The organism is Fibrella aestuarina BUZ 2 (assembly GCF_000331105.1).
GTDB lineage: Bacteria > Bacteroidota > Bacteroidia > Cytophagales > Spirosomataceae > Fibrella > Fibrella aestuarina.
On sequence record NC_020054.1, the window covers coordinates 4179577 to 4194897 of the forward strand.

At 51.5% G+C, this 15321-nt stretch carries 13 protein-coding genes and 1 tRNA gene; 2 read left to right on the top strand and 12 right to left on the bottom strand.

The features are described from left to right. Window positions 1-2: 2 nt before the first annotated feature. The 11 genes from FAES_RS17075 to FAES_RS17130 form a co-directional block, all read right to left on the bottom strand. Window positions 3-1580 (bottom strand): type I restriction-modification system subunit M, encoded by a 1578-nt coding sequence (locus FAES_RS17075; protein ID WP_015332480.1) that lies wholly within the window; start codon window positions 1578-1580, stop codon window positions 3-5. 204 nt (window positions 1581-1784) lie between these two features. Next, entirely contained in the window at window positions 1785-2825 is a 1041-nt protein-coding gene (locus tag FAES_RS17080; protein WP_015332481.1) for a BT4734/BF3469 family protein, read from the bottom strand. Between the two features lie 93 nt (window positions 2826-2918). Next, the gene (locus tag FAES_RS17085; RefSeq protein WP_015332482.1) at window positions 2919-4550 is read right to left on the bottom strand and encodes a YfjI family protein; all 1632 of its coding nucleotides are present in this window, start codon (window positions 4548-4550) and stop codon (window positions 2919-2921) included. A 259-nt stretch (window positions 4551-4809) separates the two neighbouring features. Further along, window positions 4810-5100: a helix-turn-helix domain-containing protein gene (locus FAES_RS29100; protein WP_051054183.1), complete on the bottom strand. Its 291-nt coding sequence runs from the start codon at window positions 5098-5100 to the stop codon at window positions 4810-4812. A 164-nt stretch (window positions 5101-5264) separates the two neighbouring features. Beyond that, entirely contained in the window at window positions 5265-6401 is a 1137-nt protein-coding gene (locus FAES_RS17100) for a hypothetical protein (RefSeq protein WP_015332483.1), read from the bottom strand. Window positions 6402-6454: 53 nt separating this feature from the next. Beyond that, window positions 6455-7813 (bottom strand): site-specific integrase, encoded by a 1359-nt coding sequence (locus tag FAES_RS17105; protein WP_015332484.1) that lies wholly within the window; start codon window positions 7811-7813, stop codon window positions 6455-6457. A gap of 289 nt (window positions 7814-8102) precedes the next feature. Further along, on the bottom strand, window positions 8103-9020 hold the full coding sequence (locus FAES_RS17110) for a helix-turn-helix domain-containing protein (protein WP_041258025.1): 918 nt from the start codon (window positions 9018-9020) through the stop codon (window positions 8103-8105). A gap of 67 nt (window positions 9021-9087) precedes the next feature. Beyond that, complete coding sequence (locus tag FAES_RS17115) at window positions 9088-10083, bottom strand: aldo/keto reductase (RefSeq protein ID WP_015332486.1); 996 nt, start codon at window positions 10081-10083, stop codon at window positions 9088-9090. Window positions 10084-10280: 197 nt separating this feature from the next. Then, complete coding sequence (locus tag FAES_RS17120; RefSeq protein ID WP_015332487.1) at window positions 10281-10517, bottom strand: hypothetical protein; 237 nt, start codon at window positions 10515-10517, stop codon at window positions 10281-10283. Window positions 10518-10591: 74 nt separating this feature from the next. After that, window positions 10592-12256: a M28 family metallopeptidase gene (locus FAES_RS17125; RefSeq protein ID WP_015332488.1), complete on the bottom strand. Its 1665-nt coding sequence runs from the start codon at window positions 12254-12256 to the stop codon at window positions 10592-10594. 96 nt (window positions 12257-12352) lie between these two features. Beyond that, entirely contained in the window at window positions 12353-13402 is a 1050-nt protein-coding gene (locus tag FAES_RS17130) for a helix-turn-helix transcriptional regulator (RefSeq protein WP_041258027.1), read from the bottom strand. A gap of 370 nt (window positions 13403-13772) precedes the next feature. On the opposite strand from FAES_RS17130, the gene FAES_RS30115 reads away from it, so the two are divergent. Next, window positions 13773-13825, top strand: a tRNA-Ser gene (locus FAES_RS30115). A gap of 59 nt (window positions 13826-13884) precedes the next feature. Here FAES_RS30115 and FAES_RS30415 read toward each other — a convergent pair. Continuing rightward, on the bottom strand, window positions 13885-14028 hold the full coding sequence (locus tag FAES_RS30415; RefSeq protein ID WP_158408790.1) for a hypothetical protein: 144 nt from the start codon (window positions 14026-14028) through the stop codon (window positions 13885-13887). Window positions 14029-14180: 152 nt separating this feature from the next. On the opposite strand from FAES_RS30415, the gene FAES_RS17135 reads away from it, so the two are divergent. Then, window positions 14181-15311: a slipin family protein gene (locus FAES_RS17135; RefSeq protein ID WP_015332491.1), complete on the top strand. Its 1131-nt coding sequence runs from the start codon at window positions 14181-14183 to the stop codon at window positions 15309-15311. Window positions 15312-15321 lie beyond the last annotated feature (10 nt).

Below are 15321 nucleotides of genomic sequence, written 5' to 3' on the forward strand. Positions count from 1 at the left end.
TATTAAAATGGTGTAGCTATGTTAAGTTGTTTGCAAAAATCTGCCATGGCATCATTGGTAGCAGCAATTTCAGTCTCTAATTCCTTTAGTTGGTCGGCTATATGTTGCAGGTCAAGCGTCTCTACTTCAGTAAACGTAGCTACATAGCGTGGAATATTAAGGTTATATTCATTGGCTTTTACTTCATCTAGGGTAGCGCGGTAACTGTATTTCTCTTCTGATAACCGTTTGCGATAGGTACGAACAATCTTGTCTATGTCACTTTCGCGCAAGTAGTTCTGGTTTTTACCCTTCGTATAATCTGCGCTGGCATCGACAAACAAAATGTCTGTCGGGTTCTCCCTGCACTTCTTAAATACAAGTATGGCAGTCGGTAAGCTTGTACCATAAAAGATGCTTGCTGGTAAGCCAATTACGGCATCTAAATAGTTCTTTTCAGCTATAAGGTACTCGCGTATGTGTCCTTCGGCACCACCCCGAAACAGTACGCCGTGGGCCACTACAACGGCCATTGTTCCGTTTTCGGCCAGGTGGTGTACCATGTGTTGCACAAAGGCAAAGTCGGCTTTACTGGCTGGTGCTATTCGTCCATACTGGCTAAAACGATCATCGGAAATAAAAAGCGGGTTGGCACTCCACTGAGCCGAAAACGGCGGATTGGCTACTATAGCCTCAAACCGCTTATCAAGGTGTTGAGGGTGTTCTAAGGTGTCGTCCTGCCTGATGTCGAAGTTCCGATAATGCACGTCGTGCAAGATCATGTTCATACGGGCAAGGTTGTAGGTAGTGCGGTTCAGTTCCTGCCCGTAGAAGCTCGATACCTCCTTTACCTCTTTAGCTACCCGTAGTAGCAACGAACCTGAACCACACGTAGGATCATAAACCGACTTTAGCTTTGTTTTGCCGGTTGTCACTAGTTTAGCCAGAATCTTAGATACCTGTTGCGGGGTATAGAACTCCCCGGCTTTCTTCCCGGCTCCACTGGCAAATTTTCCAATCAAGTATTCGTAAGCGTCACCCAATACATCGGCTTCAACGTTCTCTAACTGAAAGTCAATTACGTTAAGATGTTCCAGCACTTTAACAATTAGCGCGTTTTTAGCGGCTTCTGTCCGGCCTAGCTTGCTCGATGTGAGGTCAAGGTCTTCAAAGAGCCGGTTAAAGTCTTCTTCGCTATCCGTTCCCATTGTGCTCTGCTCAATGTTGTTCAGGATAGCGGCCAGGTCTCCTAATATGAAGTTAGATTCCCCCTCTTCGCCGTTTTGGACTTGCCCCTTACGAACAATCTCTTTAAACAGTTCTGAAGGCTTTAGAAAGAAGCCAAGCTTCTGAATGGCTTCTTCTTTCACGGCTTCCAGAAACTCTTGCCCTTCTTCGCTTTGCTCGTTAATCTTTACGTAAGTAATCCCGTCTTCTTTAAGTAGCTGGTTGGCGTACAACTCCATTTTCTCGGAGAGGTACTTATAAAAGATGAATCCTAGAATGTAATCCCGAAAATCGTCGGCATCCATCTTGCCCCGTAAGGTATTGGCAATGCTCCAGAGTTGTTGTTCTAGCTGTCGTTTCTGTTCGGCTGACATTGGGTACTCTCGTGAAATGGTCTATTAATGAACCGGCAATAGTGCTGATTGAAGCGCAATATAGCGGCTTATCTGAAAGCTGCTGATATAGAAAAAGGGGTTACTTGCCCCTTTTCTAATGTTGCTCGTTAGGTATGCTTAGGGCCTGTTTGTAGGGCTTAGGGGTAATGGTCTGATAGCAACAGCCTTACTGATGCACTTTGCTCATAAACGCTCTATCTGGTCCTCGTAGGGCCTTAGAATGGAACCGGGATTAGCTGCCCACTCTGCCAGTGTACGAACAATGAGCGGTGTGGGCTTTACCGCCGGGGGCTGATCGGTACGTTGGTAGCCCTCATCAGCATAGAGTGGCATTGTCTGACCGTGTATTATACCGTCTTTAATTGCCCGCTGATTTTGGCTGAGGTCTCGCCATTCGCTTGCTACGGTCTCTAAGGCAAGAACAGCCGTTTGCTCATCTAAGCGGCCTGCTGCAATATAACCGCCTGCCAGTGTTGCCGCTTTTAAAAGTGCCTGATGGTGGGTTCCGGGGCCTGAGTTTTCGGCACATCGAACAATTTTGGTTAGTAGTTGCCCCTTGCTCTGATCGCTGAACCGGCTATAACTGACCGTGCGGGGCGTTGGTGGCTGTGGGGTATAGGCTCCATTCATTACCGTTGCGGCCTCATTTACAAAGGGGGCGGCATCATGGGAGACAAACCGCAAATCAGTAGGGTTTCCGCCTTTACTGGTGTCTAGCGCAATACCGAACCGCTCATTGAATAACCGCTTCAGATACCGAAAATGAGCCGCCAACGTTTCCGGCGTCTGATGATCGGGTAAGCGAACCACAAACCAAAGCCCTCCCCTTACAGAGTAAGCACAAAGCACCACATAAGGCAAGCGGGCAAGGTGCGTTTTGAGTTCGGCCATATTAATGCCTGGGTTGTCCTTCTGGTCAATGTCTCCCGTTAGTAGCGGCCACTGCTGTTTGATCTTTTCGCTGAACGTTGTTTTTGCACGTCGGTGGTAAAGCAACGATACGGGCGTAATGGCTGGCAATTGCTTTTTTAACTCTCCCTGTTTGTTCGGGTCAGCTTCAGCGCGTATCTGTTCGATTAACGGCCTGTAATACCCCGTACTATTCATACGCCGTAACGTTGTCTGTTGGCTAGGTACGTTGGCGAAACTGTTACGTTGGTTGTCGTACTCGAAAAAGCTAACTGGTACGTCTAACAGTGTCGGTCTGAACTGTTGATTGTCCATACTGTTTTGCTGTAAAAGCATAGTGAGAATACCTGACAAAACCGACAGAAGTACTTTAGTCAGTTTTGTCGGTAGATTACTTTACGCGTTTGGCTAAATTTTGGGGTTAATCAGGTAGTGGGGGGCGGGGGGACGTCCGTTTGTGAACTCTGGCTGTTGCTCCTCTGCTAGGTAGTACCGGTCTACCAGTTGCTCTATTGCTGCTTCAGCCTGTTCAACCGTTTTTAGATGTGTCCAACCCTTCCGGTAAACGTCTCGTGCGTTAAAGCCGTCTTTAAGATCGCCACGCTTTAAGTGTCGCAATAGCTCTTTTGCCGCTTCTATACTGGCTGTGTCGAGAAGTCCATAAATACGGCGGGCGTGGCTCATTAAGTAATTGCACCACTCTACGGCCATTTGTGCGGCCTCAACCGTTACAAATTGCTTATCTCTGCCAGTATTGCTTGCTACGGGATTTTCAACGCAATTGACCACGTGGAAGACAAGCGCCAGCGAAGGCATCAGAGAACGGTATTTTGTAAAATGCTCTTCAAGTAATCCGCTTTCAACTGGTAATACGTTTGTTTCCCAATTGGTAAGCCACTGCTTAAATAGTTCCTGTGCAGCGTTATCAAAGTGCGTGTAAGGGAATTTATCAAACTCATTGGCGTCGTATGCGATAGATTTAAAATCGGCATTGGCAATCTGCTGGATAACGGCAATCGCTCTGTCACGTGCTTGCTTATCGGGGTATTCATCTGCATATTCCCAATGTGCCGGATCAGGAAAAACGGCGACCTGTAAACGTTGTACGAATCCATCGTTTTCGTAGCCCGTAGCGGCTTGCAGGTAAGGTAAAAGCTTGGCTGGTTGAATACCGCCAAAAAGTGATTCACAAATCACATTTACGTGCATTGTACCACGTCCTATCCTATCGATAGTTATCGACCCGCTACCATTCCATGCTTCTAGGTGAAAGGCTCTATCCTGTTCATGGCCGGAACGGTCCCAACTGGCTAACAGGCCGGTTAATTCATCCCTCATTTGTAAAAGCCCAGCCGGGTTTTCGTTTAACAGTTCGGCCAGTTTTTCAACCGTCGTATCGTTGACCATATACCGGCGCTCTTTGGGTTTCTTTGGGGCTTCAGGATAGGGCGTCGGGTTATCTATTTTTTTGCCCTTGTGCATATCCTGTTTTTGTGCAGCATACGCTTTCTTCTGTGCCTCGTAGTCCACTAGCGCCCGTTCGTAGTGTGCTATTTCCTCTTCAAATTCCGCACGAGCGAAAGCGATCAACCGATTAAGCGGTTTAAGTACTTCGCTCACCGAAGGCGTTTTCATGGCAGATGGGCCACCGATAACAGCCCCCCAAAGATTAGGAACTACGGTCCAATTGTCCTTTGATTTTGATTTGATTGTTAGCCTTGTGCCGATCAGAGAGGATAACATAACCACTGCTGAAGCTCCTACAAAGTCTAACGGGCATTTCATGCGGTGGGCAATATCACATAGCCAGGGGCGTAACGGTTCGGGTATCATTTCCGGTTTCAGTGGTAACACCGGCATCAAATGGTTTTCGATAGGCTGAGGTTTAAACCACTTTATATTGTCTGGGTTTGATTCATTAGGCTCAAATAAATAGTCAGCAGTTCCGGTTAATTCCTCTTCTGTCATGTCAAAAAGGGGCGGGCGGTAAGCTTGATTTTTATCCTGTTCGGGTGTATATTGATGGTGGTTAGTCTCCATGTTAGGAATAATTTTTACGGGTCGGTGCTGTGCGGCATCGGCCCGTTTTCGTTGAGGTGGTGGGATTAATCTTGATCGTGAATAGCAGGGCCAAACGGCAAAGCATCGGCCTCCTCATCGGGCGTCATGTTTGCCGATGGTGGTTCATTCCTTATAATAACGAGCCTAGGGATTAGCAGAACTGCAACACCCAAATAGTAGGCTAAGAAGGGCAAGAGCCATTCTGAATAGCTCAGCGCTTCAACAGTGTTAGATGGGTTCATAACCGGGGGCCTTCAATCGTTTTACGGTTGCCCTGATCTAACCAATCAAGTAATTCTGAACGTCGGAACGTTAGCCGGTTACCGCGTTTCTTGTGAGGTATAGCCCGTTCTGAAACGAGCGTATAGATACGGGGCTTACTAAGCCTTGTTATCTGTGTGGCTAACTCGATACCGCCTATCTCCTCTGTAGAAGTGGCGTTAGCTGATGATAGTCTAGCAAGTATTTCTTGCTGATTGGCTTCGATAGCGGTTAACCGCTTATCCCAAATTTCAAAATAGTTGGTCATGGTTTGTTGTCGTTTTGTTTTCGACTGAGGCAAACCAACACAAACAAAAAAACCGGACTATAAATCCGGTTTTCGGCACTCAACTAACTATTTATAATTTCTTGAAAGTCAGCACATTAACATGGCTATTAAAGAAAGCCGGACGAACTGGATATAAGACCGGTTTACTTTCGATACATGATTCTGGTGATTTTATCATGAGCTAGTTTTGGGTTATTGTCAGTCATGTGAAGGTAGGTAAGGAACGTTGAGGGCTTTAACGACTTCCCATTTGTCTTAACAAACCAGAAAGTTAACCACTCCCCAACTTGATCTTTAGTGTAGTCTTTCGGGTTAATATGCCCAGCCTCAAAAACCTGCCGAAAGTAATCGCCTAAAACCTTCGCGGCTGTCTTTGTGTGAATTTTTTCGGTCAAGTCTTCCAAATTAAGAAGACTTTCAAGTCGTTTTTTATTTTCATCGTCTAAATCAAAGCCAAGCTGCTGTTGTATTTGCTTGATCCTATCTTGCTTAATACGTATATATGGTTTTAAGGTATTTTCTACACTAACCTGTTCTGACTTTTGCGCTGTTTTAGCCGTAGTACTATTGACAGGTGAGGGAAAGTAGACCGCTATTTCGTCTATGGTACTTTCAACCACGTTCCACATTAATGCATATGGGTTGTATTGTTCAAATATTTGGGTTTCCTCTTTATTGACAGTATACCAAGTATCATATTGCTTGCACATCGGCAAAAAGCGGGCCTGAATAGTTCGCCCGTACATATCAGTGTTCACGCCGCTTGTTGTCAGGACTTTCCTAAGTCCAGTCTTAAAATTCTCGTAAAGTCCTCTGGCTTGAATGATGTCATCCTGAAAATAAGCGGAAAAAACAAAGTTAGGTCGTACCTCTGAAAAGACAGCGGAGATATTGTATCGAGTAGCTTTATGAATGAAATTTCGTAAATGATACTCCCATATCTCTATGTCGCGTTCTGATTGATCAAGGCTTGTGTTCACTGTCTGCGTTTTAGATGTTCTTATCCTTTCAATTTCCTGACGAACTTTTAAACAGCGTTGTGTTTGATACTCTATCCCTAACCAGTATTCAACTTCACGTCCATTTTTGTACGATTCTGGATAGGCGTAATTGGGACTACCTTCCATAAGATTAACTGCCATCTGAACATGTTGCATCCATTGCTCTTCAGCATATTCAGATACACGGTTAAGATCATATTCATCTAGCCGTTTTAAGTAAGCTACGTCTTGGTGAGCTTTATTATAATTGTCTCGAATTTCTACAGAAAAATTGTGCATGTTGGATCATAACTTACAATCTGCAAACATGGGTTAGCACGGTACTAGTACAGTTAAAGCAGCGCATCGTAAGCTGAATCTACTGTTTCACTGGCAAAACTGGTTAGATAGGTTTGCGTAACAGCTTCAGTCGTATGTCCCATTGCTTCGCTGATAATTGACGTAGCAATACCGGCTTGTTTCATTGCTGATGCAAAAGAGTGGCGCGCTACGTAAGTTGTTAGCGTAACCGTAATTCCAACAGCTTCAGCAATCGTCTTTAGGTTTGTATTTACCTCTCCTAGAACCTTATGGCATCGGTTCTTGATTTGGCTTGGCGTGGTGTGTCGGGTGTTGTTAAGAATAGGAAAGGCATAGCTTTCAGAGCCATTCTCTGTAATAGGACGGTAAGCGTCAAGAATTGCTTGCGTAGGGGCGTTCAGACGCACACTGAAACGCCCACCTGTTTTTTGTCGCACGTAATCAACCCGGTAATTGCCCGAAATGTCCTTGTTGATGTTTCGCCACTTTAGCGCGGCAAGATCAACAAAGTTGATACCACCAAGATAGAACGAAAAAAGAAAAACGTCTTTGGCAAGTTGTAAATGCTCTGATGTTTTTCGTAAACTAGCGTACAAGCCCGGTTCGATGGCAGGTACTTGGTAAGATTCAACCTTACGAACGTCGTCACGGCTAATTGCCCGCTTACTTGTCTTGGTATTGAACTTGCCTAGTTGAAACTTATGCTTTTCAGCGGCATTACGCGCAAAGGGGTAATGCTCAGGCTTAGTTACCTCTTCAGCGATTGCCTTGTTTACAATAGCACGTAAAACCCTAAACCGCTGATGAATTGTATTATCAGAGTTGCCCCGTTCGCGTAGATGCGTTTCAAGGCTATTGCAAAACTTCACGCTGACCTTATCAAATGCAATATCTGCGGTGCTGTACTCCTCCTTAAGAAAGCGGGCTACAATGGCTTTTAACTCTTTGTAAATATCTGCGTTCCCATGTTGACCGGCTCTCTTCATAGCTAAGCAAACCTCATCTATGTAAGCAAGTAAAGACACTTTACGAACCGTTGCCCTTTTCTGTGCTACCTGTTCAGCTACATCTTTTGCCGTATATCCAACCTCATCAGCGTTGACAAGCTCTGTAGCAGAGGCTTTATACTTATCCTCCCAATCGGTCAACTGCCTAATCAAATCTTCTCTATATGGCTCAGGATAGCTTTTACGAATGGCCTCTCTGAAATTCGTATGCTTATCGTTCCAATACTTTGAATTGAGAGAGATTCCCGTAGCTATGTACTTCGTTTTACGGTCTTTGATAATACGAACCCAAAAAGGGTGTGATCCGTCAGAAAGCAGTTTAACAGTGCGATAAATGACCTTTACGCTTGCTTTCCCTTCCTTATGCTCAGTTGTTCTAGCCATTATTTTACCTGTGCATTCGGGTACAACACTAGGTACAACAAATGTAATAATTTATGGCATAACGACGATAATTAACAACAAATCATTTTCTATATCTTACTGAAAATCAAATTAATAATAGATTACAGCAACACGTAGTTTAGTTATACCCTATTCCTTCTAAGAAGGCGGTCCTTGGTTCGAATCCAAGCGGGGTCACAAAAAGAAACGCATCAAGAGCGAGGCAACAGCTGCTCTTGATGCGTTTCTTTTTGTGACCCCGCTTGGATTCGAACCAAGGGCCACCTCATCACTGGGCCGACAATCGGTATTCCACTGGGGTCATACCGGCTTTCTGTTTAAACAACCGGCTGAAATAGTGTGGGTATTCAAAGCCCAGCTGAAAGGCTACCTCGTTGATCGTCAGGGACGTACCCAGGATCAGTTGTTTGGCTTTATCCATCAGCGCCTGATGGATGTGCTGCTGCGTGTTCTGCCCCGTCTGCGACCGGAGCATGTCGCTCAGGTAGGCCGGCGATACGTTCAACTGGTCGGCGAAATACTGCACCGTCGGCAGCGGGTGGTCGCCATCCAACGCAAAATAGCTAGTCAGCAGGGTTTCGAAGCGAGTGATCAGATCATGCTCGGCGACGCGGCGGGTCAGGAATTGCCGGTGGTAAAAGCGGTTGGCGTAGGTCAGCAGCACGTCGAGCTGCGACACCAGCATATCCTGGCTGAAGGCATCGATGGGCTGGCTGTATTCGGCCCGGATGCCCGCCAACAGGTTGTTGAGCAGCAATTCTTCCTGCGTCGATAAGTGCAACGCCTCGTTGACCTGGTACGAGAAAAAGCCGTAGCTGGCTATTTTTTTGGCTAACGGGTATTTACGAATCAGGTCGGGGTGAAAAATCAGCATCCAGCCGCTGACCTCCGACAGATCGAGCGTGCTGGCAGCCCAGCAACCCTGACCAGGTGCCAGAAACGACATAACGCCCTCGTTGAAATCGTAGGAGCGATGGCCATATTGCAGCGACCCGCCCTTGAGGTTCCGCTTCAACGACACCGTGTAGATCTGTTGCACCACCGGCGTGGGCGGGCAGGGTTTGTTGCGCACTACGTCCATGTCAATCAGCGCCAACAGCGGGTGCGCGGGCGCGGGCAGGTCGTAGAAGCGAGTGTATTCCGTAACCGTGTTCAGGAGTTGGAATTCGTTGGCGGTGCGTTTCATCTCGTTGTTGTTAACTGTTCCCGCACCGGGCTCATTCGTCAATGAGCCCGGTGCGGGCTGTCTATTGTTAAAAGAGCACCGGATACGCTGCCCCAACGGCGCTGCCAACGGGCATACTGGCGTCCAGTTGGGCCAGTTCGTCGGGACTCAGCACCAGGCTGGCGGCGGCGACATTGGCTTCCAGGTACGTTCGGCGTTTAGTGCCGGGAATGGCGACCACGCCCTGCGCCAGCACCCAGGCCAGCGCCAGTTGCGCCGCCGTTACGCCTTTGGCGATGGCCAGTTCGTTGAGCGTATCCACCAGCGCCAGGTTCTTGTAGAAATTTTCCCCCTGATACCGCGGAAAGAACCGGCGTGAATCATTCGGCTCGAAATCATCGGGCGTTTTGATCTCGCCCGACAAAAAGCCGCGTCCCAACGGAGAATAACCCACGAAGCCGATGCCCAGTTCACGCGTAGCGGCCAGTACGCCATCCTCCTCAACGCCCCGGTCGAACAGCGAGTATTCGGTTTGCAGGGCCGTAATGGGGTGGACGGCATGCCCCCGGCGCAGGATCTCGGGCGATACTTCCGACAGGCCCAAAAACCGTACTTTCCCTTCCTCGACCAACCGGCTCATGGCCCCCACGCTGTCTTCGATGGGTACGTTCGGGTCGAGCCGGTGCAGGTAATACAGGTCGACGTAGTCGGTGTTGAGGTTCGTCAGCGACCGCTCGATCGACTTGCGGATGTAGTCCGGGTGGCCGTTCAGCCGGCCGGTGTAGGTTTCGTTGTCATCGACCTCGAAGCCGAATTTGGTGGCCAGAATGACACCGTCGCGTTTGCCGGCGATGGCCTTCCCGACCAAGCGTTCATTGATCATCGGGCCATACAGGTCGGCCGTGTCCAGCAGGTTGATGCCCAGTTCCAGCGCCCGGTGAATCGTGGCGACGCTCTCTGTTTCGTCGGCAGTACCATATACCGACATGCCGTTGATCCCGGCAGTCATGCCCATGCAGCCCAGTCCTTCGATGGGTACGGTCAGTCCCTGGCTTCCCAGGGCTACTCGATTGATTGTGTTCATCTGTGTTGCTTCAACCGATTGGTTGTTTGTCGCAACAAAGGTCTGCCCGCACGGGGCCCGGCGGATTATACAAACCGGAGGTTCTCCAACACAAAACGAGGCAGCCTAGGGTAGACCGCCTCGTTCTGCTATATGATGGGTTGGGCAACCGGGCGGGTAACCAACCCCCGTTTAAACGCCCATCGTGGCGCCCGGGCTTACCACGACGCCCACTGCGTGTAGTAGCCGTTGCGGGCTGCCGAATCGGACATGGCGACGCCGGTACGTACCTGATCGATGGTACCGCTAAACCGGGCAAGCCCGTTCAGGGGCAGATCATTCGGTACGTTGCCTTTTTGGCGTGGATACTGGGCAATTGAGTCAAACAGATCCTGAAGGTATGCTTCGTCGTCAATGCCATCTAAGTGGAGGAGTTCGTCGTTCATCGAAGCCATAATCGAGCCTATTTAGTGGTTGAGAGTACGCTGCTAGGCTAATAAGCATCAACTTCACAAAGCTTACTGCCTTCTTATCGAATTGGATTATTTCCACCAAATTTTGTACCAAAGAAATCGCCTTTATTCCAGACGGGCCGCTCATTGGCCTGAGCCGTCAGGTAGCCAATCAGGAACTGAAGCTGCACATGCCGGGCGGCGGCGCTCCAGTCAAACGGCTGATTCATGTCGTCCTGGGGCGTGTGGTAGGTGCTCGCCCGCCAGTCGAGGTTCAGTTTGGTCCCGTCGCGCGAGTCGCCGGTGGTAGAGCCGCTCTTGACATAAATGGCCGGAATGCCCTGCCGCACGAAGCTGAAATGATCGGACCGCATGAACACCGATTGCTCGGGAATGGGGTCTTTGGCGATCTGCACGCCCACAAAGCTGGCAGCGGCTTCTACGGCTCCTTTCATACTCGAGTGCTCAGAGCCGTAGGGTACGATGTCGAGCAACGGGTGGAAGAAGAACGGCATGTCGAGGCAAAGGTTTGCCACGATCTGCTGTTTCGGCACGGTGGGGTTGCTGGCGAAGTAATCGGAGCCCAGCAGGCCCATTTCTTCGCCCGTCAGCGCCACAAACAGGATCGATCGGCGGGGTTTCTGGGGCAGCGTTGAGAAGAGGCGGGCGGCTTCGAGGTTGATAGCCACGCCCGACGCGTTGTCATGCGCGCCGTTGTTGATCGAATCTCCCTTGATAGGACGGGTAATGCCGAGGTGGTCGAGGTGCGACACGTAGACGACGTATTCGTCTTTCAGCTTGGGGTCGGTGCCGGGCAGCAGCCCCACGATGTTTTCGCCCACCAGCCCATCGGCCAGGTCGGTCTGGGTACGTGCCTGCACGGATACGTTGAGCGGAAAGGCCTGCGGCTTGCTTTGGTTGGCAGCGACGCGGGCGTCGGCAAACGAGCGGGGCGCGTTGGCAAACAGCGCCCGGCAGGTAGAGTCGCCGAGCGAGGCCACCACCCGAAGCTGCGGGTAAGTACGTTGCGCGCGGCCCTGCGCGTCGGTCCAGCGGTAGGTGGCCTGCCGGTTGCGGGGCGCATTCGACTCGATCCGGGCGCGCATGTCGGTGGGCAGGCTGAAGGTGATGATGCCCACGGCCCCGCGCGCGGCGGCGACTTCCTGCTTGGCCGACCCGGAATAGGCCCGCTGGTTGGACGGGAACGAAGCCGGCGCGCCGTTGAAACAGGCTACGATCTTCCCTTTCACGTCGATGTTGGCGTAATCATCGTAGCCCAGTTCGGGCGCCGACACGCCAAAACCGACAAACACGACCTCGGCAGACACCTCGCTGGTGGCCTCGCCGAAGTTAGGGCTTAGCACGAAGTTGCGGCCGTAGGTCAGTGGGTACGTCAGGCCGTTCTGAGTCAGCACCATCGAGCTTCCCTCCTCCCGCACCTGCGCTTTCCGCAAGGGCACCGCCTGCCGGTACGTACCGCGCTGCCCGGCCGGCTTGAATCCCAGCGTTTGGAACTGCTTTTCAACGTATTGCGCCGCCAGTTCAAAGCCGGGCGTACCGGGTTTGCGGCCTGCCAGTTTGTCGTCGGCCAGGTAGCGCATGTGGGCTTCAACGGCTTCAGGCCGGACTCCTTTGGCTGCCTGTTGGGCTTCGGCGGGAATGGCGATGGGGGTAACCTGAGCGGAAACGGACCGGATCAGTCCGGCGCAGAGCACGAGAAAAAGACGCGATTTCGGTGTCATTCGGGGCGTATTACTTGACGGGATGTGCCGAGTCCAGGGATCGGCTTAGCTATCGACAAGATACGGCATCTGACCGAGGAAAACGCCCCTGCCGCGTCAGTTGTCGGGCGCTGGCGGCCCCGTTGGCTCAGGCTCAGGCCCATAGGCGGCTAATCCGGCTTGCAGCCGTTTCTGAATGCTATGGCGCAGCCGGGCGGGTTCCAGCACTTGCATGCCGTCGCCGAAGCCCAGAATTTCTTTTTCCAACTCGAAATTGTGCTGTACCAGCAGTTCGATCACCATACCGGCCTCGGTTCGCGCCAGCACGCGTTGCGAGTGGTGCAGGGGTTTGGTCTCGACGTAGGGCGCGTGGCGGGCGGTCACGAAGAGCTTCACGCGAACGGGCCGCAGGTTTTCGCTCACCGTGACGCCAATGACGTGCCGGTAATAGTGGTCGGGGTCGATGTGCTCGTTGGGTACGTAGTCGGCGGAGGTATCTACGCTGAGGGACAGCATCCGGTCGAGGGCCAGGTTGATGAGCAGCCCCTTTCCGTTGCGCAGGCCCACGGCAAACCAGCGGTTTTTAAACTCCTTGAGCCACCAGACGTGAAAGGTGAACGTTTGCGGAGCGCGGGCCGAAAACGACTGGTATTCGATTCGGAGCGCCCGTTGCTGCACCACTGCCTGATAGAGTTCGTCGAGCAGGTGGAGGCCCCGCAGGTTGTCGTTCTTCTCGAAATCGATTACCCGCGCCGACTTCCGGGCGGTGGCGTAGACGTGGTCTTCCAGTTTCTGCACCACATCGTTGAGCGCCGAGAAATGCGAGAAGCCCCGAAACTGCTTCAGCACTTCCACGGCCTCGTTCATCCGCGACAGGTCGCCGTCTGACAGGGGGATGTTGGTGATGCTGTAGGTGGGATCGTCGTAGGTGTAATACTTTTTGTCGACCACCACGATGGGGGCAAAATAACCCAGTTTGTCACTGCGCATCAGTTGCAGATCGGCCTGCACGGTGCGGCGGCTGATGCCCTTGTCGATGCCTTCATACTCGTATAGCGCTTCCGAGACGCGCTCAATCAGGTCGTCAAGTGTCCAGGTACGTTGCCGGTTGCGCAGGCAGGCGTCGAGCGTTTTGTAGCGAATGAGGGCGTTTCGGTTAGCAGGCATAATGGCACGCGGAAGACACGGATTTTTAGGATGATCGCGGATTTTATAGTCATACGGATTCATGCTTCTTACTCGGCCTCACGCTTTCAAATCCGCGATCATCCTAAAAATCCGCGATCATCCATTTGATCCCCGTCATCCGCGTTCTGTCGTTCAAGTTTCATAAAAATTTTTTACTGCGCAAAAAGACTGCGCAGGTGACCTAAACCTTTGTCGCAGTGAAAGCGCCGATGGCCAACCCGGACGAGGGTTTCTGCAGGGCCCCGTAGTATCGCAGCCGCTGGCTGATCCCGATATGCTGTTGGTCGTAGGTGGCTGCACTATAGGGATCTGTGGGTTGGGGGTTCAAGTCCTCCCTCTGTTTCGGCAGGGTAGCTCAATGGTAGAGCAACAGGGAAAATGCAGGTTCGAATCCTGCTACCAACGCTAACCCCGTTGGTCCATTGGTTGGGAAGTCGACCGCTTCTAAAAATGGTCACTCGCTAGTTGGATCGATCAGCCGCGATCCGGTGGCGGTTGGGTTCGCCCGACCACCACAGCTTAGTCAGCGCCTGCAGGCCGGTAACGCGGCTGTGGCGGGTCGGGTAGCGGTAAATGGGCTGTTGTTGGCCGGTACGTTGGTTCATCAGATAGCGTTGCGTCTGACGGGATTGACAGCCTCGCCAGCACCGGTTACCAACGCCCGGCACCAAAGCAGTCGCCGCACCGGCTTCCGCGTGGGCCAGGCGGGTCGCGGGCTGATCGGTTTTTTATTGAAGTACTTAAAACACCATTTGCAATGAAAACAGTACGTATCCTGGCCCATCAGATTGGGCTGGTCTTCAAACATGGCGGCTACAAAAAAAGGCTGTCGGCGGGCAACCACTGGGTTTGGTCCAACGAAACCGTCTATGTCTACAACCAGGGTGAGCCATTCCTGAACCCGCCCTGCGACCTGTCTCTGTTGCTGGCGCAGCCGGAGGTAGCCGCAGCCCTCGACGTCGTGGAGGTCAGCGACAACGAAATTGCGCTGCAATACGAGCGGATCGCCGGGTCGTCGACGGGTCTGTTTCAGACCATCCTGCGCAAAGGCCGCTGGGCATTCTGGAAAGCAGATCAGTTGGCCGGGGGCAAACAGTACACCTACATCCGGGCCGATCTGAGCCAACTGACCATCCCGGCCGAGATCGATCTAGTGTCGCTGCTGCCGCAGCCCCTGTCACCCTACGTGCGTACCTACACCGTGGAAGCCCACGAGCAGGGCGTGCTGTTTGTCGACTGGCAGTTTGAGCGGCTGTTGACGCCGGGTACGTATCATTGGTGGAAAAACAACACCCCCGTCCACGTGCTGAAAGTCGACATGCGGCAGCAGCAGTTGGAAGTGTCGGGTCAGGAAATGCTGACCAAAGACAAAGCCTCGCTGCGATTGAGCTTCTTCGTACCGTATCAGGTACGTGACGTGCTGAAGGCATTGGTCGACAACAAAGACTACGACAAGCAGTTATATGTTGCCGTACAGTTGGCCCTGCGCGAGTACATCGGCGGCCTGACGCTCGACGAGTTGCTGGACCGTAAGAACGACCTGGCCCCGTTTGTGATAACGGCGACCGCCGCCAAAGCCGCCGCGTTGGGGATCGAGTTGCGGGGTGGTGGCGTTCGCGACATCATTTTGCCGGGCGACATGCGCGACATCATGAATCAGGTGCTTATGGCCGAGAAAAAAGCGCAGGCCAACAGCATCATGCGCCGCGAAGAAACCGCCTCGACCCGTAGCTTGCTGAACACGGCCAAGCTGATGGAAGACAACGAGATGCTGTGGAAGTTGAAAGAGATGGAGTATGTCGAGAAAATCGCCGACAAAATCAATTCGATTTCCGTTTCCAACGGCGGCCCGATCGTCGATCAGTTAAAGCAATTGTTTGTGAAGTAAGGGTCTTTGG

Excerpts from the sequence above, each read along its gene's own strand:
- FAES_RS29100 (WP_051054183.1), bottom strand. The coding sequence starts at position 5,100 with ATGACCAACTATTTTGAAATTTGGGATAAGCGGTTAACCGCTATCGAA.
- FAES_RS17110 (WP_041258025.1), bottom strand. The coding sequence starts at position 9,020 with ATGAAACGCACCGCCAACGAATTCCAACTCCTGAACACGGTTACGGAA.
- FAES_RS17080 (WP_015332481.1), bottom strand. The coding sequence starts at position 2,825 with ATGGACAATCAACAGTTCAGACCGACACTGTTAGACGTACCAGTTAGC.
- FAES_RS17125 (WP_015332488.1), bottom strand. The coding sequence starts at position 12,256 with ATGACACCGAAATCGCGTCTTTTTCTCGTGCTCTGCGCCGGACTGATC.
- FAES_RS17075 (WP_015332480.1), bottom strand. The coding sequence starts at position 1,580 with ATGTCAGCCGAACAGAAACGACAGCTAGAACAACAACTCTGGAGCATT.
- FAES_RS30415 (WP_158408790.1), bottom strand. The coding sequence starts at position 14,028 with ATGAACCAACGTACCGGCCAACAACAGCCCATTTACCGCTACCCGACC.
- FAES_RS17120 (WP_015332487.1), bottom strand. The coding sequence starts at position 10,517 with ATGGCTTCGATGAACGACGAACTCCTCCACTTAGATGGCATTGACGAC.
- FAES_RS17085 (WP_015332482.1), bottom strand. The coding sequence starts at position 4,550 with ATGGAGACTAACCACCATCAATATACACCCGAACAGGATAAAAATCAA.
- FAES_RS17115 (WP_015332486.1), bottom strand. The coding sequence starts at position 10,083 with ATGAACACAATCAATCGAGTAGCCCTGGGAAGCCAGGGACTGACCGTA.
- FAES_RS17135 (WP_015332491.1), top strand. The coding sequence starts at position 14,181 with ATGAAAACAGTACGTATCCTGGCCCATCAGATTGGGCTGGTCTTCAAA.
- FAES_RS17105 (WP_015332484.1), bottom strand. The coding sequence starts at position 7,813 with ATGGCTAGAACAACTGAGCATAAGGAAGGGAAAGCAAGCGTAAAGGTC.
- FAES_RS17100 (WP_015332483.1), bottom strand. The coding sequence starts at position 6,401 with ATGCACAATTTTTCTGTAGAAATTCGAGACAATTATAATAAAGCTCAC.
- FAES_RS17130 (WP_041258027.1), bottom strand. The coding sequence starts at position 13,402 with ATGCCTGCTAACCGAAACGCCCTCATTCGCTACAAAACGCTCGACGCC.